This is a genomic window from Nocardia sp. NPDC102475, assembly GCF_055584605.1.
On the sequence record NZ_JBVJLS010000011.1, the window covers coordinates 131,626 to 154,968 of the forward strand.

General features: G+C 65.7%; 26 protein-coding genes. 11 read left to right on the forward strand and 15 right to left on the reverse strand.

The window, feature by feature from the left end:
- Nucleotides 1-285 precede the first annotated feature (285 nt).
- The 3 genes from ACZ60G_RS21130 (at nucleotide 286) to ACZ60G_RS21140 (ending at nucleotide 2,144) form a co-directional block, all read left to right on the forward strand.
- Nucleotides 286-684: a hypothetical protein gene (locus tag ACZ60G_RS21130; RefSeq protein ID WP_465811736.1), complete on the forward strand. Its 399-nt coding sequence runs from the start codon at nucleotides 286-288 to the stop codon at nucleotides 682-684.
- Nucleotides 685-819: 135 nt separating this feature from the next.
- Complete coding sequence (locus tag ACZ60G_RS21135) at nucleotides 820-1,086, forward strand: hypothetical protein (protein ID WP_465811737.1); 267 nt, start codon at nucleotides 820-822, stop codon at nucleotides 1,084-1,086.
- Between the two features lie 176 nt (nucleotides 1,087-1,262).
- The gene (locus ACZ60G_RS21140; protein WP_465811738.1) at nucleotides 1,263-2,144 is read left to right on the forward strand and encodes an SDR family oxidoreductase; all 882 of its coding nucleotides are present in this window, start codon (nucleotides 1,263-1,265) and stop codon (nucleotides 2,142-2,144) included.
- Nucleotides 2,145-2,156: 12 nt separating this feature from the next.
- Here ACZ60G_RS21140 and ACZ60G_RS21145 read toward each other — a convergent pair whose 3' ends face one another.
- The gene (locus tag ACZ60G_RS21145; RefSeq protein WP_465811739.1) at nucleotides 2,157-2,906 is read right to left on the reverse strand and encodes an LGFP repeat-containing protein; all 750 of its coding nucleotides are present in this window, start codon (nucleotides 2,904-2,906) and stop codon (nucleotides 2,157-2,159) included.
- Between the two features lie 142 nt (nucleotides 2,907-3,048).
- Between ACZ60G_RS21145 and ACZ60G_RS21150 the strand changes: the two genes are divergently transcribed.
- Both ACZ60G_RS21150 and ACZ60G_RS21155 read left to right on the forward strand, forming a co-directional pair.
- Entirely contained in the window at nucleotides 3,049-3,186 is a 138-nt protein-coding gene (locus tag ACZ60G_RS21150) for a hypothetical protein (protein WP_465811740.1), read from the forward strand.
- Nucleotides 3,167-4,420, forward strand: coding sequence for an RNA-guided endonuclease InsQ/TnpB family protein (locus ACZ60G_RS21155; protein WP_465811741.1), 1,254 nt, complete (start codon nucleotides 3,167-3,169; stop codon nucleotides 4,418-4,420). The genes ACZ60G_RS21150 and ACZ60G_RS21155 overlap by 20 nt, the downstream gene beginning before the upstream one ends.
- A 13-nt stretch (nucleotides 4,421-4,433) precedes the next feature.
- Here the strand turns inward: ACZ60G_RS21155 and ACZ60G_RS21160 are convergent, their stop codons facing one another.
- The 5 genes from ACZ60G_RS21160 to ACZ60G_RS21180 all read right to left on the reverse strand — a co-directional run bounded on the left by ACZ60G_RS21160 (nucleotide 4,434) and on the right by ACZ60G_RS21180 (nucleotide 7,648).
- Entirely contained in the window at nucleotides 4,434-5,420 is a 987-nt protein-coding gene (locus tag ACZ60G_RS21160; protein WP_465811742.1) for a zinc-binding dehydrogenase, read from the reverse strand.
- A 15-nt stretch (nucleotides 5,421-5,435) separates the two neighbouring features.
- Nucleotides 5,436-5,858, reverse strand: a complete 423-nt coding sequence (locus ACZ60G_RS21165; protein WP_063037770.1) for an organic hydroperoxide resistance protein — start codon at nucleotides 5,856-5,858, stop codon at nucleotides 5,436-5,438.
- Nucleotides 5,859-5,875: 17 nt separating this feature from the next.
- Nucleotides 5,876-6,310, reverse strand: a complete 435-nt coding sequence (locus ACZ60G_RS21170; RefSeq protein ID WP_465811743.1) for a MarR family winged helix-turn-helix transcriptional regulator — start codon at nucleotides 6,308-6,310, stop codon at nucleotides 5,876-5,878.
- A gap of 81 nt (nucleotides 6,311-6,391) precedes the next feature.
- Nucleotides 6,392-6,751 carry a hypothetical protein gene (locus ACZ60G_RS21175; RefSeq protein WP_465811744.1) on the reverse strand — a complete coding sequence of 120 codons (360 nt, stop codon included), beginning with the start codon at nucleotides 6,749-6,751 and terminating at the stop codon, nucleotides 6,392-6,394.
- A gap of 48 nt (nucleotides 6,752-6,799) precedes the next feature.
- Nucleotides 6,800-7,648: an SAM-dependent methyltransferase gene (locus ACZ60G_RS21180; RefSeq protein WP_465811745.1), complete on the reverse strand. Its 849-nt coding sequence runs from the start codon at nucleotides 7,646-7,648 to the stop codon at nucleotides 6,800-6,802.
- Nucleotides 7,649-7,928: 280 nt separating this feature from the next.
- Between ACZ60G_RS21180 and ACZ60G_RS21185 the strand changes: the two genes are divergently transcribed.
- The 3 genes from ACZ60G_RS21185 (at nucleotide 7,929) to ACZ60G_RS21195 (ending at nucleotide 10,293) form a co-directional block, all read left to right on the forward strand.
- Entirely contained in the window at nucleotides 7,929-8,204 is a 276-nt protein-coding gene (locus tag ACZ60G_RS21185; RefSeq protein ID WP_465811872.1) for a hypothetical protein, read from the forward strand.
- A gap of 85 nt (nucleotides 8,205-8,289) precedes the next feature.
- The gene (locus ACZ60G_RS21190) at nucleotides 8,290-9,285 is read left to right on the forward strand and encodes a pyridoxal phosphate-dependent aminotransferase (RefSeq protein ID WP_465811746.1); all 996 of its coding nucleotides are present in this window, start codon (nucleotides 8,290-8,292) and stop codon (nucleotides 9,283-9,285) included.
- A gap of 543 nt (nucleotides 9,286-9,828) precedes the next feature.
- The gene (locus tag ACZ60G_RS21195) at nucleotides 9,829-10,293 is read left to right on the forward strand and encodes a hypothetical protein (protein ID WP_465811747.1); all 465 of its coding nucleotides are present in this window, start codon (nucleotides 9,829-9,831) and stop codon (nucleotides 10,291-10,293) included.
- Here the strand turns inward: ACZ60G_RS21195 and ACZ60G_RS21200 are convergent.
- The 7 genes from ACZ60G_RS21200 to ACZ60G_RS21230 form a co-directional block, all read right to left on the reverse strand.
- A complete protein-coding gene (locus ACZ60G_RS21200; protein WP_465811748.1) occupies nucleotides 10,250-11,050 on the reverse strand; it encodes an SRPBCC family protein in 801 nt (266 codons plus the stop codon). The two genes, ACZ60G_RS21195 and ACZ60G_RS21200, sit on opposite strands and share 44 nt — an antisense overlap.
- Nucleotides 11,047-12,858 (reverse strand): fatty acid--CoA ligase FadD11, encoded by a 1,812-nt coding sequence (gene fadD11, locus ACZ60G_RS21205; protein WP_465811749.1) that lies wholly within the window; start codon nucleotides 12,856-12,858, stop codon nucleotides 11,047-11,049. The genes ACZ60G_RS21200 and fadD11 overlap by 4 nt, the downstream gene beginning before the upstream one ends.
- 13 nt (nucleotides 12,859-12,871) lie before the next feature.
- Nucleotides 12,872-13,846 (reverse strand): alpha/beta hydrolase, encoded by a 975-nt coding sequence (locus ACZ60G_RS21210; RefSeq protein ID WP_465811750.1) that lies wholly within the window; start codon nucleotides 13,844-13,846, stop codon nucleotides 12,872-12,874.
- Nucleotides 13,843-14,706: a short-chain dehydrogenase/reductase gene (locus ACZ60G_RS21215; RefSeq protein ID WP_465811751.1), complete on the reverse strand. Its 864-nt coding sequence runs from the start codon at nucleotides 14,704-14,706 to the stop codon at nucleotides 13,843-13,845. The genes ACZ60G_RS21210 and ACZ60G_RS21215 overlap by 4 nt, the downstream gene beginning before the upstream one ends.
- Nucleotides 14,703-16,160, reverse strand: coding sequence for a flavin-containing monooxygenase (locus tag ACZ60G_RS21220; RefSeq protein WP_465811752.1), 1,458 nt, complete (start codon nucleotides 16,158-16,160; stop codon nucleotides 14,703-14,705). The genes ACZ60G_RS21215 and ACZ60G_RS21220 overlap by 4 nt, the downstream gene beginning before the upstream one ends.
- A gap of 123 nt (nucleotides 16,161-16,283) precedes the next feature.
- Nucleotides 16,284-17,324: a PDR/VanB family oxidoreductase gene (locus ACZ60G_RS21225; protein WP_465811753.1), complete on the reverse strand. Its 1,041-nt coding sequence runs from the start codon at nucleotides 17,322-17,324 to the stop codon at nucleotides 16,284-16,286.
- Nucleotides 17,324-18,217, reverse strand: coding sequence for a metal-dependent hydrolase (locus tag ACZ60G_RS21230; protein ID WP_465811754.1), 894 nt, complete (start codon nucleotides 18,215-18,217; stop codon nucleotides 17,324-17,326). Before ACZ60G_RS21230 ends, ACZ60G_RS21225 begins: the two co-directional genes overlap by 1 nt.
- Before the next feature lie 99 nt (nucleotides 18,218-18,316).
- On the opposite strand from ACZ60G_RS21230, the gene ACZ60G_RS21235 reads away from it, so the two are divergent.
- Entirely contained in the window at nucleotides 18,317-18,928 is a 612-nt protein-coding gene (locus ACZ60G_RS21235; RefSeq protein ID WP_465811755.1) for a TetR/AcrR family transcriptional regulator, read from the forward strand.
- A gap of 175 nt (nucleotides 18,929-19,103) precedes the next feature.
- Here ACZ60G_RS21235 and ACZ60G_RS21240 read toward each other — a convergent pair whose 3' ends face one another.
- Nucleotides 19,104-19,706, reverse strand: coding sequence for a DUF3558 family protein (locus ACZ60G_RS21240; protein ID WP_465811756.1), 603 nt, complete (start codon nucleotides 19,704-19,706; stop codon nucleotides 19,104-19,106).
- Nucleotides 19,707-19,970: 264 nt separating this feature from the next.
- Complete coding sequence (locus ACZ60G_RS21245; RefSeq protein WP_465811757.1) at nucleotides 19,971-20,555, reverse strand: TetR/AcrR family transcriptional regulator; 585 nt, start codon at nucleotides 20,553-20,555, stop codon at nucleotides 19,971-19,973.
- 96 nt (nucleotides 20,556-20,651) lie between these two features.
- Between ACZ60G_RS21245 and ACZ60G_RS21250 the strand changes: the two genes are divergently transcribed.
- Together ACZ60G_RS21250 and ACZ60G_RS21255 are read left to right on the forward strand one after the other, a co-directional pair.
- Nucleotides 20,652-21,791, forward strand: coding sequence for an acyl-CoA dehydrogenase family protein (locus tag ACZ60G_RS21250; RefSeq protein WP_465811758.1), 1,140 nt, complete (start codon nucleotides 20,652-20,654; stop codon nucleotides 21,789-21,791).
- Between the two features lie 248 nt (nucleotides 21,792-22,039).
- A complete protein-coding gene (locus ACZ60G_RS21255; protein ID WP_465811759.1) occupies nucleotides 22,040-23,311 on the forward strand; it encodes a glycosyltransferase family 87 protein in 1,272 nt (423 codons plus the stop codon).
- The last annotated feature ends 32 nt before the right edge of the window (nucleotides 23,312-23,343 follow it).

The window sequence follows — 23,343 nt, forward strand, 5'->3', positions numbered from 1 at the left end:
TCGAAGCAACGTATCGCGGCCGCAGCTATTCCCGCACGGAATTATTTCGGCACCGGATCGGTCGCGATCTTCTCTGCCGTCACCTAGTGGCGGGCACCCCGTCTCCTGGCTGGGCATCTATGCATGGGATGCCTAGGTCCTCGCTTGCCGCACCGAGGTCTACTGATCATGTACGTGCTAGCCGTCACAATCGCACTGAAAATGCCTGCTATATATGGTGCCGAAATTTCTCAGGTTCTTCATCTACTGTCTGTCTCAGTAGTTGGAGCACCGAGGCAAAGGGCCATGATGCATCGAACAACAACCACGACCAAGCGGGGTGCAGCACGAGGCAGAGCTCTCGCACTGCTCGTCGGCGCGATCACCCTGGGCACGGTGCTCGGCGCGGGTGAGGGGCTCGCGAATCCGGATGCGCGCTCGGACCATTCGAACAATCGCGGCAGTACCAGCGGTCGCGATACCACCGGCTGGCATCACATCGATCCGTTCGGCTACCACCACACCCCGCAGAATCCCTTGCGGCGCAGCGAACAACAGAACAATCTGCGTGAATACCGCAGCCAGAACGAGTCCGGCGCGGATTCCTCCGGCAACCGCACCGGCGGCACGACGACATGGACCCGGGTACCGCGTCCGGACGGCGACGGCTGGACCGTATGCCGCGCCGCGGCGAGGACGTGCTGATGATCACGACTGTGCGGCACTGCGCACGCTCAGGGCGCGACCATTGTCGCGGGTGGCCGGGACTTCCGTTGCGAAACCGACAGCCGCGGTGCGGCGCACTGGTCGAAGGGCGGACCGACGAACCGGCCGAGTGCCGTGCCGAATCCGGGTGCGTACGCGCATCCGGCCCGGCTGTTCAGCGCCGGTGCGCACCAGCCCGGCACCGAGTACATCGACTACTGCGTCGGCAACCAGCTCATCGACGGCGTGGACGATATGTACCGGGTGGTCGCGGACGGCAGCGGCGGGCTCTATTGGAAGGCCGCAGGGCCGATTTCGGATTGGACCTTCGATTCCGATTCCCCGCGCCCGGGACCGTCGTCGCGGACCGCGAGTCTGTGTTACGAAGGAAACCTGACCTGATCGGGTATCCAGCGAAATACGGTGGGACGCAAGGCAAGCGCCCCACCGTTTTGCTGGCTGACCGAGTCTCGGGGGCGCAGTAGCCGCATACGGCCCACCCGGTGCCAGGTCGCGAACCCGTGACGATGCAGTGATGTGGATGCTGCCGGGTAGCGGACGGTTTAGACTTCATGACCATGACCGCCTTCATCGGCAAGGTCGTACTCATTACCGGCGGCGCGAGCGGCATCGGCGCAGAGGTCGCCCGGCGGCTGCGTGCGCGGGGCGCCCACCTCGTGCTCATCGATATCGACTCACCCCCGCTGCGAGAACTCGCGACCGAACTCGGCGGCGACGAGCATGTCGTGGCGGTTTCTGCGGACGTGCGCGACTTCGCCGCGATGCAAACCGCGGTCGCGCAGGGAATCGAGAGGTTCGGCGGCATCGACATCGTCATCGCGAACGCGGGAATTGCCAGCTACGGGTCGGTTCTGACGGTGGACCCCGCTGCCTTCCGGCGGGTGATCGAAGTCAACCTTGTCGGTTGTTTCCACACCGTCCGTGCCGCCCTGCCATCGGTCATCGAGCGGCGCGGGTACGTGCTGATCGTCTCCTCCCTCGCGGCCTATCTGGCGATGCCGGGTATGACGGCCTACGACGCCTCCAAGGCCGGGATCGAGCACTTCGCGAACGCGTTGCGGCTCGAGGTCGCGCACCGCGGCGTCGATGTCGGGTCCGCGCACATGTCGTGGATCGACACCCCGCTCGTGCGGGAAAGTTTCGCCGACCTGCCCGCGGTCGAGCGAGCGCTCGCCGCACTGCCGAGGCCGATCCGCAAGACGACCTCGGTGCAGAAGTGCGCCGCCAGATTCGAGCGGGGAATCGAGCGGCGCGCCAGACGGATCAATGTGCCCGCCTGGGTCGGCGCGCTGCGTTGGCTGAGGCCGCTGCTGCAGACGCAGGCCGCCGAGCGGGCGGGCAGCAAGACCACCCCGGCGTGGCTGCCGGATATGGACGCCGAGGTGGCCGGGCTGGGTCGTTCGCTCAGCGCCCGGACGCAGGCGCTCGGCGCGGACTAGGGTCTGTCTTCATCAGGGCTGCCAGGTGATCCGACCGCCCTGGAAGTCCTGCGCCTTCCCACCCTCGTAGTCGTATTCCTCGCCCGTCGGGAACCCGTATCGCCCGGATTCCGCGCCATTGGACACCCACAGATCGCGGATCGCACCCCAGACGACATGCGCACCGGTACGCGGGGACCAATAGATCGCGCCACCGGGGAAGAGGTTGTAGCGCCCGTTGTCCGCGCGCGCGGCCGCCTCGTCGGTGAGCGGGAACCCCAGCGCACCGCTCTCCCAGCCGTAGGCGCCCCACTTATCGCGGATCGTGCCGCCGATCTGGTGCGCGGCGGTGCCGAGGGACCAATAGATAGACCCGCCCTGGAAAATGTTGTAGGCGCCGGATCCCGACGGCGTGGATTGCTGACGGGTGACGGGGTAGCGCAGCACGCCCGTCTCCAAGCCGAGGTCACGCCATTTGTCGCGGATCGCGCCGCCGACCGCATTGGCGCCGGTATCGGGATGCCAATAGATCGCGGCATTGCGTTCGAAGGTCTGATAGCGGCCGCCGTTGGCGGCATCGGCTTCGGGTGCGGTCGGGTCGCCGAGCGCGCCGGGGCCGCCCACCTGGTCGTATTCGACCTCGATGGCGCCGCCGACGTCGAACGGACCGACGGGGCGAGCGGTTGCGGTGCCGAGGCCGACGCTCAGCAGCAAGGCCAGTGCGGCGGTGGTCGATGTGAGTGCTGCCCGCGCGGGGCGTGCGGTGCGAAATTGCGGTGCCAATTGAACTCCTGAGGTCGTAGTGGAATACGAACGTCGGTGAAGCCGCGAACTGTCATCCTCTGATCCCTGCGATCGAAAGATCACTTGGCGTGTTGCCTGCGAAGGCTTTTGTGTCGCAACTCAACTGAATATTGTCGAACGTATGGGCGAATACGATTTTGGGAAGTTAACTGGCTTCAACCGCGATCATCTCATGTGGTTCGACGCCGAACTTTTCTGCGATCGTTGTGGACGCCTCGAGAAGCTGTTCACCACCGTCCATGACGAGTTGCGTGTGTGAACCGGTGCTGCGTGGCCACAAGGTTCGCCTCGAACCGAACAATATGCAGGCCACCGGTCTGGCTCGCGCAGCTGGCTGCGCGCGTTTCGCCTGGAACTGGGGCCTGGCCTGGTGGCAGACCGAGTACGAGAAGTACAAGGCCGGGCAGCGTGACACGAGCCCCGGTCAGCTCGAGGCGCGTCGCGTCCTGAATTCGGTGAAACGCGATCAGTTTTCGTGGATGCTGGAATCGACCAAATGCGCGCCGCAGGAAGCGTTGATCAACCTCGGACGCGCGTTCGAGAACTTCTTCCAGAAACGGGCGAAGTACCCGCGCTTCAAGAAGAAGGGTGTTCGGGATTCGTTCAAACTGTCCTCCGGTCAGTTCGCCGTCGCCGAGAACCGGCTGCGTATCCCGAATATCGGCTGGATCACGATGTCGGAGACACCACGCTTCACCGGCACCATCAAAGCCGTCACCATGTCCCGTCGCGGCGGACAATGGTTCGCCGCCCTGACGATCGACACCGCCGAAACGGAGCAGCTCCCGGTCACGGGCCGCACCGTCGGTGTCGATGTCGGCGTGCGTGAGTTCGCTACCCACACAGGTGAGTTGTTGGAGACGCCGCGTGCGCTGCGCAAAGCCGAGAGGAAGCTCAAACGCGCCCAGCAAACGTTGAGTCGTAGGCAGAAAGGTTCGGCGAACCGGGCGAAAGCGCGCCGCCGGGTCGCGAGGATCCACGCGAAAGTGGCTGACACGCGCGGCGATTGGCTCCACAAATTCACCACCTGGCTGGTGGAGAACAATGATTCGATCGCCATCGAGGACTTGAACGTACGTGGCATGGTGCGCAACCGGTATCTCGCGAAGTCGGTGCTGGAAGCGGGATTCGGTGAGTTCCGTCGCCAACTTGAGTACAAGACTGCCCTGGCCGGGCGGACTCTGGTTGTCGCGGATCGCTGGTTCGCCAGCTCCCGGACGTGCAGTGCATGCGGTGTGAAAACCAAACAGTGCATGGGCCTGAACGTCCGGGAATGGGCTTGCGAGTATTGCAGTGTCCGTCATCACCGCGACATCAACGCGGCGAACAACTTGGATCATTTGAACACGCCGGGAGTTCCCCGGTATCAGCCTGTGGAGAGTTCTCCGCCCCTACCGGCCAGCTCTTGTGTTGACCGGCAAGCATCCTCGGTGAAGCAGGAACCTGACGGCAACCCCTTGGAACACGGTCGCGCAAGTTCAGGAGAACGGTAAGCCATATGGTCGATTACACCGGCTGTGGCGACAGCACGATCTTGGCCGACCGCCCCGGTGTTTCGCTCGCGGCGGCGGCATCGGTGGCGGACTCGAGCGGATACACGGCCTCGACGTCGAGGCGCAGTGCACCTGTCGCCGCCATCCCCACTAGTTCACCGATCAGGCGCCGCATCTCCTCGCTGCTGGTCTGCTCGGCCCGCTTGGAACCCCAGAAGCCCTTGACCACAGCCTGTTTGAAGATCAGCGGACCCGGATTGATGGACAGCGGCTGACCGGACAGCGCACCGAACGAGATCAACTCACCGTCCTGGCCGAGCAGCGAAAGCAGCGCATCGGCCGCCCGCCCACCGACCTGGTCAACGGCGCGCACGATCGGCGCACCCTCAGTAGCCGCGACGGCTCGATCGAGCCAGCCCTCGGATTCGGTATCGAAGACCGGTTCGAAACCCAACTCCTGCAACGCCTTGACCGAAGCCGGGCCGCGAACCAGGTTGAGCACATTGAGACCGCGTTGCCGCGCAAGCACATTCACCAGGCGACCGACCGCACCATTGGCGGCATTGATCGCAATCCAGTCGCCCGGCGAAACCTGCAGATCCTCCAGCAGCATCAGCGAGCTGAGCGGCATCGCGAGCAACTGCGCCGCTGTCTCATCGGAAATGCTGTCCGGCAGCGGAACCACCTGCGTCGCCTTGGCCAGGAAATACTCGGCCCATACATTGTGGATGCCGGAAACGCTCACGCGCTGGCCGACCTCCAGGCCGGTCACATCCGATCCCAGCGCATCGATCCGGCCTACGGCCTCGGTTCCCGGAATCGCGGGCAGCGACGGCTTATAGCCATAGACCCCGCGAATGGTCGCCAGGTCGTGGTTGTGAATGGGCGCGAGGATCAGCTCGATCCGCACTTGTCCGGCACCGGGTTCGGGCGTCGGCTGCTGTGCGATGGTGAGCACATCCTTCGGCTCGCCGAAACTTTCGATGACTACGGCACGCATGGTGGATTCCTTTCCTCAGTCGTCGGCGAGGGTGACCTGGACGTCGATATTGCCGCGGGTCGCGTTCGAGTACGGGCACACCTGGTGCGCCTTGTCGGCGATGGTCTGTGCCTCGGCGGGGGACAGATGCGGCAGCGAGATCTCGAGGGTGACGGTCAGCTCGAAGCCGCCCTCGTCGTTCGGGCCGATGCCGACCTTCGCGCCGACCGCGGAATCGTCGACATTCGCGCCTTCGCGCTTGCCGACCAGGCGCAGTGCGCTGTGGAAGCAGGCCGCGTAGCCCGCCGCGAAGAGCTGCTCCGGGTTGGTGCCCACGCCGCTACCGCCCATCTCCTTGGGGATATCCAGTGCGACGTCGACCTTGCCGTCGGAGGTGCGGGCGTGGCCGTTGCGTCCGTCGCCGGTCGCGAGGGCTTCGGCGGTGTACAGGACGGTCATGTCTGACTCTCTTTCGATCAGGGGTGGGACATCAGCGAATCGGCAAGTCGCCGAAGGGTTTCGCGCAGGATGATGAATTCGTCGTGGGTCAGGCCGCTGGCCTCGCCCATTTCCGTTGGTAGACACCGGGCTTCGGACTGCAGTTCGCGGCCGCGTTCGGTGAGTTGGATATCGACGCGACGTTCGTCGGCCGCTGCCCGGCGCCGTTCGACCAGGCCTGCCGCCTCCAACCGCTTGAGCAGTGGCGACAGCGTTCCGGAGTCGAGTAGCAGTGCTCCGCAGAGGTCGCCGACGCTGCGACCGTCACGTTCCCACAATGCCAACATCACCAGGTACTGCGGATAGGTGAGCCCGAGGCGCTCGAGCTTCGGGCGATAGGCCGCCGTCATCGCCCGCGACGCAGCATACAGCCGGAAGCACAACTGCTCGTCGAGGGTGAGGTGATCGGTCATGTCCATAACGGTAGTGGCCAATTAAATTGTGCACAACCAAATTGGCTGTGCTTCACGTCACGCCTGATCGTCGCCTGCGGCTCAGCCGGCGACGCTGCCGCCGCCGATGCCCAGGTAGACGATCATCATGGTGAACAGGAACCAGCCCGCGCCCTGCCAGATCGGCCAACTCCGGCCGCGCCGCCACACGCGATAGGTCTGCACAAAGGCGCAGATACCGCCGAGCATCAGTACCACGGTCGGTCCGGTCAGGATCGCGGTTTTCGCCGCGGTGTCACAAAGCATCGTCTCCGCGGCCGCACAGGCCGTCCGTTCGGCCGCCCATATCGCGGTGATCACGAAGACGAGCGCGGCCACCGCGAGCACCGCCGCCACATAGATCGCCACCCGGCGAAAGGTCCGCTCGTCCGCCGTCCATCTCTTCTCCAGATCGTTGACCATGATCGATCACCTCGTGGGTGGAGTTGCCGACGGGCGCAGACCCAAACGTCAGGCCTTGCGTCCCACGCCCGCCCAATACCACGCGGACTCCGGATCGGCCGGAATGGCTTGCATTCGACCCGATAGGTCGCCGATCAACTCCGGATGCCAGGTGATGACGGGGACGACGCCCGGTTCGACGATTTCGGTTCCGGCGAACAGAGTTTCGGTTTCAGCGCGGCTGCGCGGATTGAAGGTGATGCCTGCGGATTCGGCCGAGGCCACCACTCTGGCCATGGCGCGGGCGTCGAAATCGGCGGTGGGATGGGTGATCACGATAAAGCTGCCGGAGGGAACCGATTCCAGCAGGTTCTCGATGATGGCGTGCGGATCATCGCTGTCGCGGAAATACATCATGATCGCGACCAGCATGACGGCGACCGGACGGCTCAGGTCCAGGGTCGCGGTCAGGGACGGATCGCGCAATATCGAGGCCGGATCGTGCAGATCCGCATGAATAAAGGCCGTTTTGCCCTCACGGGTGCTGGACATGAGTGCCCGCGCGTGCGCGAGGACGATGGGGTCGTTGTCCACATAGACCACGCGCGCATCCGATGCGATGCCCTGGGCGATTTCGTGGGTATTGCCCGCGGTGGGGATTCCGGTGCCGATATCGAGGAACTGGGTGACGCCCGCATCGACGACGTAGCGCACCGCGCGGCCGAGGAAGGCCCGGTTGGCGCGGGCCATACTGCGGATTGCCGGAATATGGGTGGCTATCGCGTCGCCGAGTGCCCGGTCGGCCGGGTAGTTATCCTTTCCGCCGAGCCAATAATCGTAAACACGAGCTTCATGAGCCACACTCGTATCGATTTTGGTCGGCAATCCGGTGGCGGTTTCAGCCCAGCTATCCGGCATGACGATTCCCTCCTGTGGCGGGCGGGCCGTGGGGTGCCCGCAACCGCCGAGCCGCCCACGGTCGGCGGCCCGCTCCGTCGAATTTTTCCTCGCTCAGGATAGGGGCGGCGAACGTCCGGCAGGCCGGGATTCGGACTGCATTAGGGGATCGATTTCGGTGTGTCGGCTGCATCACGTGATCTTGATGAGGTTGAATCATGAGGTCAACGCGCTGCAGCGGTCCATTGCGAAGTCTGTTCTTCTCCCAGCATCGGCATGCGACAAGGAGCATGAAGTGAGCATGATTCTCGCCGCGTTACACGACACTTTGCTAGCCGAGGTCAGTAATCCGGAACCGGAGGCTCCGCCGATGGCGGACAAACTGATGCAAATGGGCCGGTATTTCACCTGGCTGATTCAGTTGTCCGGGGTTACCGCCATTACCTACGGCGGCGGACGGTTCGCCTGGGAGAAATGGTCCGGAGGCGGGCTGGAGTCGCCGAAGATGATTGCCAGCGCGATGGCCGGTGGCGTGGTCGCCACCAGTGCGGGCACGATCATGAATGCCGTGCTCTAGCGACCTCACAGTATCCGTTCGAATCGAGCGCCCGCACGAATAGTCGTGCGGGCGCATTCATCGACGCTGAGCGAGGGGATTCGATATGTCGCCGACCTCGGAACTGGAGCATCGGCTCGCGCTCCACGAAAACCCCTATGGCCCATTACCATCCGTACGTGCCGCGCTGCGTGGCGCCCGGATGGCGGCGAACCGGTATCCGGAATATTTGCCGCGCAGGCTGCCCGGGATGATCGCCGAACGGCTCGGCGTGCCGCCCGAGCAGGTGGTGGTCGGTGCAGGTGCCACCGGGGTCATCACGTATATCTTGCGGGAGTTCGTCGCGCCCGGCGACGACGTCGTGATGGCGACGCCGACCTTCGACGGGTTTCCGTTGCTGACCGAGACCATCGGCGGTCGGGCGGTGCAGATTCCGCTCAGCGCGGACGGTCATCAGGATCTCGACGCGATGGGCGATGCCGTCGATGCGCGCACGCGGGTGGTTGTGCTGTGCAGTCCGCACAATCCGACCGGCACCTGTATAGCGCAGGCCGAACTCGAAGGGTTTCTCGATCGGATCGATCCGTCGGTCACGGTCGTGCTCGACGAGGCGTACATCGACTTCGTCGCCGTGGCGGATCGGGTGGACACGGCCGGTGTGTTGGCGCGGTATCCGAATCTGGTTGTCACGCGGACCTTCTCGAAGGCGCACGGGTTGGCGGCGCCGCGGGTCGGGTATGCGATCGGGGCGGTCCCGATGATCGCGCGAATTCGGCGGTGGCAGTTGCCGTTCGGGGTGACCGCGCTGGCCGAGACCGGTGTGCGGGCATGTTATGACGCCGAGGCGGAATTGGCGGTGCGCACCGCCGCGATCGCCCGCGAGTGCGGTCGGCTCACCGAGGGGTTGCGCGCGCTCGGCTTCGCGGTGCCGACAAGTGCGGCGAATTTCGTGTACCTCGGTCGCTGCGGCGCCGCCGAAATCGACCGGCTCCGTACGGGTTTCGCGCGAGAAGGCATTGCGGTCAAGCATTACGGCACCGGTATCAGGATTACCGTCGGCGATACAGCGGCGACCGATGCGGTGCTTGCCGTGTCACGCTGAGTCCGGTGGCTGGGGAGTGTGGCCCGAGGTCGCCCGAGCTAGGGACTTTCGCCCCATGACGGACATCCGGTTCCGGACCATAGTGGCACTCGTAAAGTTCGATTCCACCGGGTAAGGGAGGCAGCTGCGGCGGCCCGCCGCCATTCGGATCCGTGCCTCCGATACAGCTTCGACGCCTCGACCCCGATCCGCGGAGTGCGTGCCGCGGGAGGCGATTCGATAACTGCCGACCGCTGACCGGCACGAGGGGCCGACCGCCCCCTGCCGGTGGCCTCGTCGGATCCTGGGCTCGATGCCCTCGCGGACGGCCTTGCGTCAGCATGTGCCGAAGCTCATGCTTCATAAATAGGAACACCGCGCACGTTGAGGGCGATCTTTCGCCGAAATGACTCCGGCGGACGGTGCTAGCGGCTGGTGCCAGCGTGCTCTACGGCGTGCGCCAATACCCCGAGGAGGACCTCGCTCAGATAGTGACCTCGCTCAGATAGTTCTCACCTCCTGGATTGAACCGCGACCCGTCACCCCCAAAGCAAAGGAGCAACGATGTCTACCCTCCACTTCAAAGAGACCACGTCCTCGACACCGGAGCAGTTCGTGGCGGCGCTGACCGATTTCGGGCCGGGCCGCTCGCAGGTGTTCGGTAACAGCGCCGACGCGTATCTCGAGGTGCACGACCGGGGCCGACGTGATGCCGATGTCACGGAGGGCTCGCGCGGCATCTGGGAACGCCTGCACTACGACTGGTCGAACCCCGACCGCGTCGTCATGACCACCACCGACTCGAATGTATGGGGCGGTCACTCGGGTCACACCTATACCTTCACGCGTCGGACCGACGGGAAGACCGATGTGGATGTGGTCGTGGTCCGCGAGGGTAAGAACCTCAAGGGCCGGGTCCTCGGAGTCGTGGTCGGGACCGTCGGCAAACGCGTCCTGAAACAGGCCCTCGACAAGACCGTCAAGGCTATCGAAACCCGAGACAACGGCGGGGGAACGGCAGAGCGCTAGTAACGCGCCCGCTCCACCTGACACCGCTCGCAGGTGCCAGGGCACTCGCCACCGGCCGCGAACGGACGAGACAACCAACCTCCCGCAAGATGGTCCGCATCGCGGGCCGATTCCCGCTACGGCGATGCTTGTGTTGATGTACCAGCGGTGGGACTCGGTCAATGACGGGTTCGGGCGAAGCGGCCCGGGGTGGTTCCGGTCCAGCGGGTGAAGGCGTGGGTGAAGCTGGAGGCGTCGGCATGGCCGAGGCGCTGGGCGACGTCTTCGACGGTGGTACCGATGGTGAGAGTTCCTCGGTCCAGGACCGTGTCACCCGGTTGATCATCGGTCGGACCGGGAAAAGAAGTGCGGCGAACCAGGGTTCGGCCTCGGCGGCGAAGGTCCAGGTCAGGTTGGTGCCGTCGGGGTGAGGTTCGAGGGTGATGTCTTCGGCGAAGCGGCGGAAGCCGGGTCGGTTGGCGGCCTCGACGGTGAAGGTCAGCTGCTTGTTCTCGTCCCAGCGGTAGAAGCGTTCCCGTAGTGCGGCGGCGCCGTTGCCGACGGTGACCTCGCGACGGGTGCCGATACCGAAGGGGCGCGGGGTGATCCAGTCGACGCCGGTGATGCCGCGAGCCCAGGAGACCAGGGCGTCGTCGGCAGTGAGGAGTTGCCAGACCCGTTCGGGTTCGTCGGGCACGATCACGCTGTGGCGGAAGCGGATCGGGCCGTTCTTGAGGAGGGTGTCGTCGCTGTCGGCGAGGGGGAACCAGCGGGTCATCGGGAGACGGTCTCCTTGGTGGCGGGGGTGTGTACGCCCTCGGGCTGCGGGTCGGCATAGAGCAGGTCGATGTCGGCGGCGTACACCTCGCTGATGGGCTTGCGCCGCAGCTTCATGGTGAGGGTGAGTTCGGTGCCGCCGGGTTCCCAGAAGGTCGGCAGCAGCCGGAAGCGTTTGATCTGCTCGACGCGGGACAGCACCTGATTGGCGGAATCGATAGCGGCGCAGACCCGTTCGATGATGTCCGGATGCTCGACGATTGTGGTTGCGGTGACTGGTAATCCGTGCTCGACGGCGAAACTGGCAGCGGTGTCAGGATCCAGCGTCACCAGGGCGGTGACATAGGGTCGGGCGTCGCCGACGGCGACGACGGTGCCGATCAGACCGGAGGCCGCGCGTACCGCGTTCTCGATATTGGCGGGTGACATATTCTTTCCCGACGCATTGATGATGAGTTCCTTCTTGCGGTCCACGACGCGCAGACAGCCGTTGTCGTCGCGGGTCATCACATCGCCGGTGGCGAGCCAGCCGTCGGCATCGATGGCTTCGGCCGTCTTCCCGGGTTCGCCGCGGTACCCCTTCATGACCAGCGGGCCGCGCACGAACAGCTCACCGTCGTCCGCGAGCCGCATCTGCATGCCGGGTACCAGACGCCCGACCGTGCCGAGTTCGGTTGGGGCATACGGGGATACGCTGGCGATGCAGGTGAGTTCGGACATGCCCCAGATTTCGGAGATGGGTAGTCCGAGTGCGGCGAAGAAGGCGAGGGTGTCGGCGGGGATCGGCGCCGCGCCGGAGACGGCCCATTTCAGCTCGTCGAAGCCGAGTTTCGCGCGCAGAGCCGACAGCACAGTGGCATCGGCCTTCTCGAATTCGGCGGCCAGGTCGGCCGCAACGGGCTCTCCGGCGCGCAGTAGGTCCATGCGCTTGCGCGCGGTGTCGAGGGCCCAGCGCATGGTCGCGGCACGCATGGGAGCGGGGTCGTTGGCGACGCCGAGTTCTATTGCGGCCTTCAGCTTCTCCCACACCCGCGGTACCGCACCCCAGATGGTCGGGCGGCAGTCCGGCAGCGCGGCCGCGATGAGTGCGGGTTCGGCCACCACCGTCACCTGCGTGCCGAACACTATCTGCAAGTAGAGCCCGGTCAACCGGTCGGCGATATGGGCCGAGGGCATGAACGAGGTGATCCGGTCGCCGAATTCGATCGGCAGCACCTGGGCCAGCGCGTAGGCATCGAACAGCAGATTGGCGTGTGTGGTTTCGACGCCCTTGGGATTGCCGGTGGTGCCGGAGGTGTAGATGAGGGTGGCAATGTCGTCGGGTTTCGTGTCTTTCCAGGACTTCTCGAAATCGAAGTCGCTGGTGCCGAGCGTCTGGAGCTCCTGAAGAGTCATTGTGCCCTCGACCGGGTCGCCGTCCAGTAAGACGATGTGCGCGGGGGCCGCGCCGGAGCGTCTGATGCGGTCGAGGTATTGCGCCTCACACACCACTACCGACGCCCCCGCATTGTTCAGTACATGGGCGATGCCCTCGGGCGGCAGTGTGTTGTAGATGGAGAAGGACGTGGTTCCGGCGTGTAGTGCGCCGACATCGATCGGGTAGAACTCCACGCGGTTGCCCATCATCAGGGCCACGGTGTCACCGCGGCCGATGCCGAGCGCGGCGAAGCCGGCGGCGATGCGGCGCACCTGGGCGGCGTATTCACCCCAGGTGAGTTCCCGGGTGCCGCCCACGGTGCGCACCGCGACAGCGTCGGGATCGATGGCGGCGGTGTGCTGGAAGGCGGCGCAGAGGGTGTCAGAGCTCATGACGGTACTTCTTTCAGATTGCCTGTGCGGCTGGGGATTCGAGAGCCTCGATGACGAACCGGCCGGACGCGCGGTATGCCATTCGGGATTCGGGCACCAGCGCCGCGAGGGTGTGGAAGACGTGCATTTGCTGGGCCCACAAGCGCAGATCGCAGCGTGCGCCCGCCGCGCTCAAGTGGTCGGCGAGCGCGATCGCGTCGGCGGCGAAGAGTTCATCTCGGCTGGCGTGAATCAGGGTGGGCGGCAACGGTGTTCCCGAACGCGGACGCAGTTGTTGCGGTGCGTCGGCGAGGTGGGCGACGGCGGCGCGCGCGGTGGCCAGGTCGAGCAGGGCGTCGCGGCGACCGCCGCGGCGCGCGTGGTCCAGTGCGAGGTCGGCCATGGGCGAGAACAAGAGCAGGGCAGCCGCGCACCTACGACCGCGATCGGCGCGGCTGATCACGAAATCGGTGGCCAGGTAGCCGCCCGCGGAGTCGCCCGCGATAACTATCCGCTCCGGGGCGAATCCCTGTTCGCGCAGTAGACGATAGGCCGCCGTGACATCGGATGCCGCTGCGGTGTAGGGGTTTTCGGGAGCAAGTCGGTAGTCCACCGTTAAGACCGGCAGCCGGGTCGCGGTCGAAAGCCGTGATGTGACACCGCGATACGAGCGTGCGGATCCGGTGATGAAACCGCCGCCGTGCACATACAGGATGGCGGCATCGTCGCGGGTCGCGCGCGGGCCCCGCACCCATTCGGCGCGAACGAGACCGTCCTCGACGGCCTCGACGACCGTGCCGTTGAGTACCGGCGCGACCGCGCGCATGATCCGGTCGATGAACACCCGGGCGGCTGGTAGCGTGTGCGCGTTGACCGGGAGGGTGGCCAGGACCGGACGCAGAGTGTGACTCGAGATCTGCCGTAGCGCCCGAGCCCGGCGGGACGCGGATTCGGCGCTCATGACCCCTTTGGCGGCTGTGTCGATGGTTCGCTCGTCGCGCTCGCTCATATCCGAACCCGCGCTTCCACCGCGCGCACCAGATCGTGCACGCGCGCGTCGCGGGTGAGGCGGGTGTCGAGCACCGCGTTCACCGCTCCGCGCAGCAGCGCGTACGCGCTCCAGCCGGTCGCGGGTGCGATGGTGCGCGGGGCACGTCGTTCGACACCGTCGGCCACCGACCGCGCGGCCTCTGCCGCGGTGATCCGTCGGTTGAGTGGCCACGGAAGCAGATCGTCGAGGGCGCGACCGAGATCGTCACCGTCGAGGGTGTCATGGGTCATGGCCGTGTCGACAATGCCGAAATAGGCGATACCCGCGGTCGCGCCGAACGGTGAAAGTTCCACGCGCAGTGCGCGTCCCAGTTGCTCCACGCCCGCCTTGCTGATCATGTACGGCGCACCCGCCATCCCCGGTGCGAAGGCTGCGCACGAGGACACCACCACGACATGGCCGCGGGCGGTGACAATGTGATCGAGTGCCGGGCGCACAGTGTTGAACACGCCGGTCAGGTTGATATCGATGACGCGGTCGAAGTCCCGCCCGTCGAGGGTGCGCAGGGTGGCGGGGCGCGGCACCACACCGGCATTGGCCACCACCACGTTCAGAGAGCCGAAGTAATCGACCGCGTCGGTGATCACCTGGCGCATGGCTTCTCGATCCGCCACATCGGCGGCGAGCGGCAGGGCGCGCGGGCCGAGGGCGGCCGCGGCCGCGGCGACGGCCGTGCCGTCGATATCGACCAGCACGACCGATGCGCCGCGGGCGTGGAGAATATCCGCCAGTTCACGGCCGATCCCCTGTGCGGCCCCCGTGATCAACGCGACTTTGCCGTCCACGTCGTAGCGGCCCGGCGTTGCCCCGATCGTCATGTGGTCACCTCGTAAGCGTCGGCATCGAAAGCGCGTGTGCGACGGCGGTATTCGAAACTCCAGTTCGGATACAGCCCGGCATTGAGCCCGTCGGGTGTGGTGTAGTAGCTGGTGCAGCCGCCGGTGAGCCAGACACTGGTCGAACTACGGCGCGCCATTTCGGCGAGGAACCGCTCCTGGGCTTCGGGCCGCACCTCGACGCGGCGAGCTCCATTGCGGCGCACCGATTTCAGGGCATCGACGATGTAGGCGATCTGCGATTCGATCATGTAGATGGCCGACTGGTTTCCGGCTGCGCCGAATGGGCCGAGCGTGCAGAAGAAATTGGGAAATCCCGCGACCGCCGCACCGAGGTAGCTCTGCGGTTGTTTGTGGTAGAGCTCGGCCAGCGAGATCCCGTCCCGGCCGATGAGCCGTTCGTAGGCGGTGGGAATCGCGGTGAACCCGGTGCCGTGGATTATGGTGTCGACTTCGTGTTCGGTGCCGTCGCGCAGCACGATCGAATGCGGACGCACCTCGGCGATACCCTGCGTGACGACCTCGACATTGGGTTGGTCGAGCGCGGGCAGATACGCGTCGGAGAAGATCGCGCGCTTGCAGCCGATTACATAGTCTGGCGTCAAGGTCTTGCGCAACAGCGGGTTTCGCACTTGCCGCAACAGCTGCAGCCGTGCCAGCCCCTCGTAGGGATGCCGGAAGCGCTGGTCCACCAGCGAGATCAGTCCGAAGGCCTCGATGGCCGAGTACCAGAGACCACGAACGGCCTTCTGTGCCAGGGGAACACTGCGCAGCAGAAACCGCTCGGCGGACAGTGTTCTGCGGTCCATGCGCGGCACGATCCACGGCGCGGAACGTTGGAACAGCAGCAGTTTGCCGACACGGGGCTGGATTTCGGGAACGAACTGCACAGCGGAGGCTCCGGTGCCGATGACCGCGACGCGCTCACCGGTGAGATCGTGGTCGTGGTCCCAGTGCAGCGAGTGGAAGCTGTTGCCCGCGAAGGTGTCCAGACCTGGCAGGTCGGGATACTTCGCCTCGGCGAAGATGCCCGCCGCCGATACGAGGAAGTCCGCGGTGCGCGAACCCTGCGTGGTCTCGATGCGCCACAGCGATGCGGTCTCGTCCCAGCGGGCGTCGAGGACCTCCGCGCCGAAGCGAATGAAGCGGACCACATCGTGGTCGACGGCCACCGAACGGAGGTATTCGAGGATCTCGGTCTGCTTCCCGTAGGTGCGCGACCAGTCCGGATTGGGCGCGAACGAGTAGCTGTACAACTGCGAGGGGACGTCGCAGGCGCAACCCGGATAGGTGTTGGCGCGCCAGGTTCCGCCCAGATCGTCGGCGCGTTCCAGGATGACGAAATCCTCGAATCCGGCCTCCCGCAGTTTCACCGCGAGCCCGATGCCACCGAACCCCGCGCCGACGACGGCGATGTGGGTGTGTTCCGCGTTCATCTATCGACTCCTTGCATGCAGCAGCGCCACCAGCCGGTCGGCCACCGCGCCCAGGTGGATGGTGCGCCGGAAGGTTGTCAGCGGCGATGCTCCAATGGTTTTCATTGATTGGTCTCCCGCCGTTCAGAGGTCGAGTACGAGCGCGTCGCCGGCGGCGCGCGATACGCAGGCCAGCATGTGATCGGCTCGTTCGGATTCGGTGAGCAGGCGGTCGCGGTGCTCGACGGATCCGGCGGCGACGCCGACCTTGCAGGTGCCACAGAAGCCCTGCTGGCAGGAGTAGGCGATATCCGGGAGCCGGCGGCGCAGCGCGGTCAGTGCGGTCTCGTCCGCGGCCACGCGAATGGTGCCGCCGGTGCGGGCGAGTGAGATATCGAATGCGCGGCCATCGGTGACCGGTAGCGCCGAGAATCGCTCGGTGTGCAGCGACCCGGTCGGATTCAGCTCGAACATGCAGCGCTGCGCCGCCGCCAGCATCGGCGGCGGTCCGCAGACGTAGACGGCCGCACCGGGTTCGGCGCGAGCAATGAGTTCGGCGATGTCAGTGATACCGAATTCGTCGTCGGGACGGATTTCCGCGTCGGGCAGCTCGTGCAGGAACGGCATGGTGTCGCGCGAACGGCCAAGGTACACCAGCCGACCGCGGGATCCCGCCACCTTGACCATCGGCAGGATCGGTGTGATGCCGATGCCACCGGCCAGGAACAGATACGACGGGGCGTCGACGAAGGTGAACGCGTTGCGGGGGCCGCGAATTCGCAGCCGGTGGTCGGTGCGCAGCGTCTCGTGCACTTCCCGGGAGCCCCCGCCGCCGTCCGTGATCAGGCGCACCGCGACTCGGTAGCGGAAGCGATCCGACGGGTCTCCGCACAGCGAATACTGCCGCTGCCGTCCGGAGGGCAGAAAAACATCCACATGAGAACCCGGCCGCCACGTCGGCAGTGGGCCCCCCGCCGCCGCGCGCAGCGTCAGACTCACCACATCGGCTGTCTGGCGTTCGATGCTCTCGATGCGTACATCCAGGTCGAATCCCGTGCGCCGCACCGGCTTCGGTCGTGACAGCAGCGGCGCGGCCCCGCCTTTCACGAAGACGCTCTTGTAGGCGTCCATGATCCCGCCGAGCATCCGCAGACTCACCGGCGTGGGATCGGTCGGCTCGCCCATCAGTGACCTGCCGCCCGCGCGGCGGGCGAGTGCCCGAGATACCGCAGCGCTTTGTCCATCGGGCCCAGCTGTGCGGGATGGAAACCCGGCCGCAGGTAGCGCGGGATCTCGGTCAGGAACACCGTCCAACTGGGGATCACGCCGCGGCGGGTGGCACTGGCGAACTGCCGTAACCAGAATTTGCCCTTATCGGCCTCTGGGTCCTTTCGGTACATGTACGCCGTCGACACGATGAACAGGGGCAGCAGGGTCAGGCTCGCCAGGATCGCGGTCCGCGCTCGGCGTGCGTAGCTGCCGTCGACGTACATGAATGCGTCGTAGACCACGCTGCGGTGCTCGACCTCCTCGGCACCGTGCCAGCGCACCAGATCCAGCATGGCCGGATGCATGCCCTTCTCCTCGAGAATGTCCGCGTTGAGCAGCCATTCGCCGAGCACGGCGGTGTAGTGCTCCATCCCCGCGAACAGGCCGAGGCGTTCCTTGAGCCACTCGTCCTTCGCTCGTCCGGTCAGGCCGTGATCACCGAGAATGCGGTCGACCAGCCACGCCACCTTGCGGACATAAGAGTCCACGTCCAGGCCGATGGACTGCAGATGTATGCGTGCGGCCTCATGGCTGTTGGCGTGCATGGTCTCCTGCCCGACGAACCCGATCACTTCCTCCCGCAGCCGCTCGTCGTGGATATGCGGCAGTGCCTCGGACAGGGCCTGCGCCATGGCCCGCTCACCCTCGGGCAGCACCAGATGCATGACGTTGACGATGTGGGTGGCCAGCACCTCGCCGGGGATGTAGTGCATCGGCACGGAATCGAACTCGAAATGGACGTCGCGCGCATTGATCGCATGCGCGTCGTCGCCGTAGGTGCGCTTCGTCGCGCCAGCCGTGTCAGCCATACCGCGACCGTACAGCGCCACAAATTCCATTGCAATGTTGCGAGCAACATTTTTGCTGAAGTTGTTGCACAATGGGTGCTGTCTGCTAGCGTCGAACGGGTGAAGACGGCGTCGAAAGCACCCCTGAGCCGCGATGATGCGGACGATCTCGAGACGCGGATCCTAGACGCCGCCCTCGTGCAGTTCGCGAAGGTCGGCGTCAAGAAGACGACGATCGAGGACGTCGCCCGGCAGGCCGGGGTGGATCGAGTCACGGTCTACCGGCGGGTGGGGTCACGCGATGATCTCGTGCAGGCCGTGATCAGCCGCGAAGTCGCGACGCTGCTGACGGAACTCGCCGCAATGCCCGAACGGCACGACAACATCGACGATCTCGTCGCCGACATATTCGTCACGGTCGTCACGCGCTGGCGCACTCATCCCATGGTCGAACGAATGCTGGCGATCGAACCCGAGCGAGTGATCATGAAACTCACGGTCGACGGTGCCACCACCTTCGCCATGTGCGTCACCGCAACCGCCGCCACACTCGAACGTGCGGTACAGCGCGGACTACTCGCCGACTCCGACGACCTGATGACGCGCGCCGAAATCGTCTGCCGCGTAGTCCATTCACTCATCCTCGCCCCACACGGCACAACACCGCTACGGTCCGACGACGAGCTCGCCCAGTTCGCGCGCAGGTATCTGGTATCGGTCGTTCGCGGCTGACGCACTCGTGCTGCGGCTGGGGCCCACTCGGAGAAAGCCTTCGAGCGCCATCGAGCTCGCTGCCGAGGTTCGCCTCCACTCCTGATGATGCCGGATCCGGTTGCCGGGGAACGGGATTCGGATCGGGCCGTGGATTTGGCGGCGGCAGGTCGCCCGCAGGACGATACGGCGCGGGTCAGCGCAGGCGTGCCGCAATGGTGGTGGCGATGTCGGTGGTTTTGGCGCAGACGTCCCAGTCGACTCCGGTGGCAATGCCCGGGGCGGCGATCCCCAGGTAGAACGATCCGCCGGACGGGACCGATACGTAGACCGAGCAGCTGCCATTGCGGCCATCGGGACGAAGTTCAGGCTGCACGACGGCGCGCTGACCTCCGATGGTGGCCGTCCGCTCGAGTGGTTTACGAACCTGGCGCTGCACGAGATCGCTGAGGTCGGTGTTGTTCGGGGCGAACGAGACGGTGAAACTTCCGGCGATCGCGGTTTGGATGGAGGACCAGGAGCAGCGGGGCAACTCCCGTGGCGGCGTCGCGGCGCTGCCATCGGATGCGAGCAGGTAATGGGCGATATCGTCCGAAGTCAGGACGCTGCATGGGTGGTAGGTCAGATCGGCCGGCGTCCATGGCGGCGGCGCGACGGGCGATGTGGTGACGCTGCCCGACGACCGTGCTGGTGATGAGACCGGGTCGTTGCTTGTACATCCGGCCGCCGTCATGATGGCAATGACACCGCCGAGTGCCGCGATCATCGGCCGACGGCGATCACACGCTGAACTGGGCATCACGCATCCCTCCCGGCGTCGATCACACCAGATTCCGCGTCCGGCCGCCACATCGCACCGGGGGCGTGCTCCGGGCTGAGGTGCGAGATCGTGCTTCATCATTGAGCACCGACGCGGTGCGTTGATGCCGACGGCCGTACCGGCGACGGCGGCAATCAGTTCGGGTGGTAGTCGCGCAGATCCACATCGCTTGTGCGCCGTCGCTATTCGAGTATCGAGCCAGCGGTGGTGTCGGTGGAGCGGCTGTGGCGGCCCTGGGTGAGGCTAGGCGCTGATGCCCGCGGTGAGGATGGCGGCCAACTCGCGGTAGGCATCGGCATCGTCGAGTCCGGTGTGCTCGCGCACCCCGCCCTGCTGGATGCGGACCATCATGGTCGCGGCCATATCGGCGGCGAAAGCCGCGTGGACGTCACGGAATTCGCCCGCCGCGACGCCTTCATCGATGAGTTCGCGGACCCGGCGGGCGGCGATCCTGGTGTTCTTCTCGTAGATCTCCCGCGCGGGCGCGAAACCGCTCAAATCGGCCATGAACCGGTCGGACGCGGCGGCCAGGGCGGTACCGACCGCGGACAGGTAGGCGGTGATGCGCTCGCGGGGATCGGTGATCGGCGCGATGCCGGTCTCCACGTCGTCGGTGGCGCGGCGGAAGAAGTGCACTGTCGCGGCCCGGACCAGCTGTTCCTTACTGTCCGCGAGGGTGTAAAGGGTCGATTTGGAGCAGCGCAGCCGCGCGGCGATCTGGTCGAGGGTCAGGTGTGCGAATCCCTCGGTCAGAAACAGGTCGACCAGCGCGTCGAAGAGTTCGGTACGCCGCCGGGTGGCGAATCCTGCGCGCGTGAGCTGCTCCATAGCAGCGAATAGTACTGGTGAGGTGCTTGCAGTACTGGCTGGTGCACAGTACTGTGATAAGTATTTCAGTACTGTTATTCGTAGGCGAGGAGTCTTGTGGCCGTCGAACGTCTGCTGCCCACCAGCGAAGCCCGGGAATTGATCCAGCTCACCCGAGACATCGCCGATAAGGTCCTCATGCCGATCGTCGATGAACACGAACGGGCCGAGAGCTATCCCGATGGTGTGTTCGCCAGGCTGGGGGAGGCCGGGTTGTTGAGCCTGCCGTACCCGGTCGAATGGGGCGGCGGTGGTCAGCCGTACGAGGTGTATCTGCAGGTCCTCGAGGAGATCGCGGCGCGGTGGGCGGCGATCGCGGTGGCGGTCAGCGTGCACAGCCTCGCCTGTCATCCGCTGCTGGCCTTCGGCACCGAGGAGCAGAAGCAGCGCTGGCTGCCGGAGATGTTGGGCGGCAATACGATCGGCGCGTACAGCCTGTCCGAGCCGCAGGCCGGATCGGATGCCGCCGCGGTGGCATGCAAGGCCGCCCCCGTCGACGGCGGATATCTCGTCAACGGCACCAAGGCCTGGATCACCCATGGCGGCATCGCCGACTTCTACAACGTTTTCGCGCGCACGGGCGAGGGGTCGCGCGGCATCTCCTGCTTCCTGGTGCCGCGTGAGACCGGCGGCCTGACTTTCGGCAAGCCCGAGCAGAAGATGGGGCTGCACGCGGTGCCTACCACCACCGCGCACTACGACGACGCCTTCCTGCCCGTCGAGCGACGGATCGGTACAGAGGGGCAGGGCCTCCAGATCGCGTTGAGCGCACTGGATTCCGGCCGACTCGGCATCGCCGCGGTCGCGACCGGTCTGGCCCAGGCCGCGCTCGACGAAGCCGTCGCCTACGCCAAAGAGCGCACGGCGTTCGGCAAGCCGATCATCGACCATCAGGGTCTGGGGTTCCTATTGGCCGATATGGCTGCCGCGGTCGATTCGGCCCGTGCCACCTATCTCGATGCCGCGCGGCGACGCGATGCGGGGCTGGCGTACTCACGCCAGGCGAGTGTCGCCAAACTGATCGCCACCGACGCGGCCATGAAGGTCACCACCGACGCTGTTCAGGTATTCGGCGGCTACGGCTATACCCGCGACTTCCGGGTCGAGCGGTATATGCGCGAAGCCAAGATCACCCAAATCTTCGAGGGCACCAACCAGATTCAGCGCCTGGTCATCGCACGCAGCCTCGCACAGTGACCGGTCGTATTCCGCGCCGACCGCCCGACTCGGCAGAGCCCCGGAACTTGGGCGGGTGGATAACCGGGACGAGTCGGGCTCTGCCGTGTGAAGGCCGGATCAGCGATATCCGCGTCATGCGCGCAGCAGCGTATCGGCGGTAGCACCGGACCGGTCCCGGCGCTGTGCTGAGCGCGACGATATTTGCGCCCGGTGTCGGATGAGGGGCGCGATGGTTAGGCTGCGGCCTTGTGCGCAGGCTGTCGTCGGTGTCGAAATTGTGGTTGGTGTGGGTGGTTACGCGGACGCTGATGGTGGTGTTGACCGGGGTGACGGTGCTGCCACACAGCGTCTGGGATGCCTCGGCCGCGGACTTGACGCTGTATCGCGGATGGGCCGAGCAGATCGTGTGCCACAACATTTTCCCGCTGGCGGACGAGCGCTGGCAGTATCCGCCCGGGGCCGGTGCACTGCTCGTCGTACCCCGACTGCTCGGCGGCGGCCTCGGTTACAACTGGTTGTTCTTCGCGCTGGTCGCCGCCGCGGATGCGAGCGTGCTCGGCTTGTTGATTCGGGCCGCGCGGCGCGACGGCTGGGAGACGGCGCAGACCGGGCCGTGGGTGTGGGCGGTGGGCGTGGCGCTGTTGGGCAGAGTCTGCTACGGCCGATTCGATTTGATCGTGGCCGCGACCGTGGTCGCGGCACTGCTGTGGACGACGCGCCGCCCGGCGGCGGCGGGCGCGGCCGCTGCCGCGGGCGTGCTGTTGAAAGTTTGGCCCGTGCTGGTTGTGCTTGGCCTGCGCTGGCGAACGCTGCGGCGGATGAGTGCGGGAGCGGCCGGTGTCGGAATCGCCGCGATCGCGGGATTGACGGCGTTGGGTCCGGGGGCGTGGTCGTTCCTGGAGTTCCAGTCGAAGCGTGGATTGCAGATCGAATCCGTGGCCGCCACACCGCTGTTGATCGCTCGACTGCTGAACGGCCGCTGGACCATCGTGCATCGTTATGGGGCCGACGAGTTATCCGGGCCAGCGGTGTCCGCGGTGGCGTCGGCGTGCGTGGCGGCCACGCTCGTGGGCGGCGCGGTGTTGCTGATCATCTGGTGGCGCGCGCGGCCTCCGGCACCGGATCTGGTCTTGGCCGCGGTGCTGCTCGCCTTGGTGACCAGCCGGGTACTCAGCCCGCAGTACTTGGTGTGGGCGGTGGCGGTCGCTTCGGTCTGTGCACTCGACTCGCGCAGCACCCAGCGGCCTGTGCTGCTGCTGGTGCTGGCGACCGCGTTGATGAGCCAGGTGGAATTCCCCTTCGTTTACGACCGGGTAGCCACCGGGAGCTGGTCGGGCGTGGTGGTGCTGACAGTTCGCAACGGCATGCTGCTCTGCGCGACTATGTGGTCGATCGTTCAGTTGTGCCGCAATGGTCTCGATCATTGGAGATCACCGCTCGGCCAAGTCGCTACTGGATATCGGTTCGGTAACGCCAGTGCGGCTGTGCGCACTAGCAGTCAGGTCCGAATTCCGCCATCCGGGGAGTTATTTCCCTAGTTCAGGACCATATTCGCGCACCAGGTCACGAT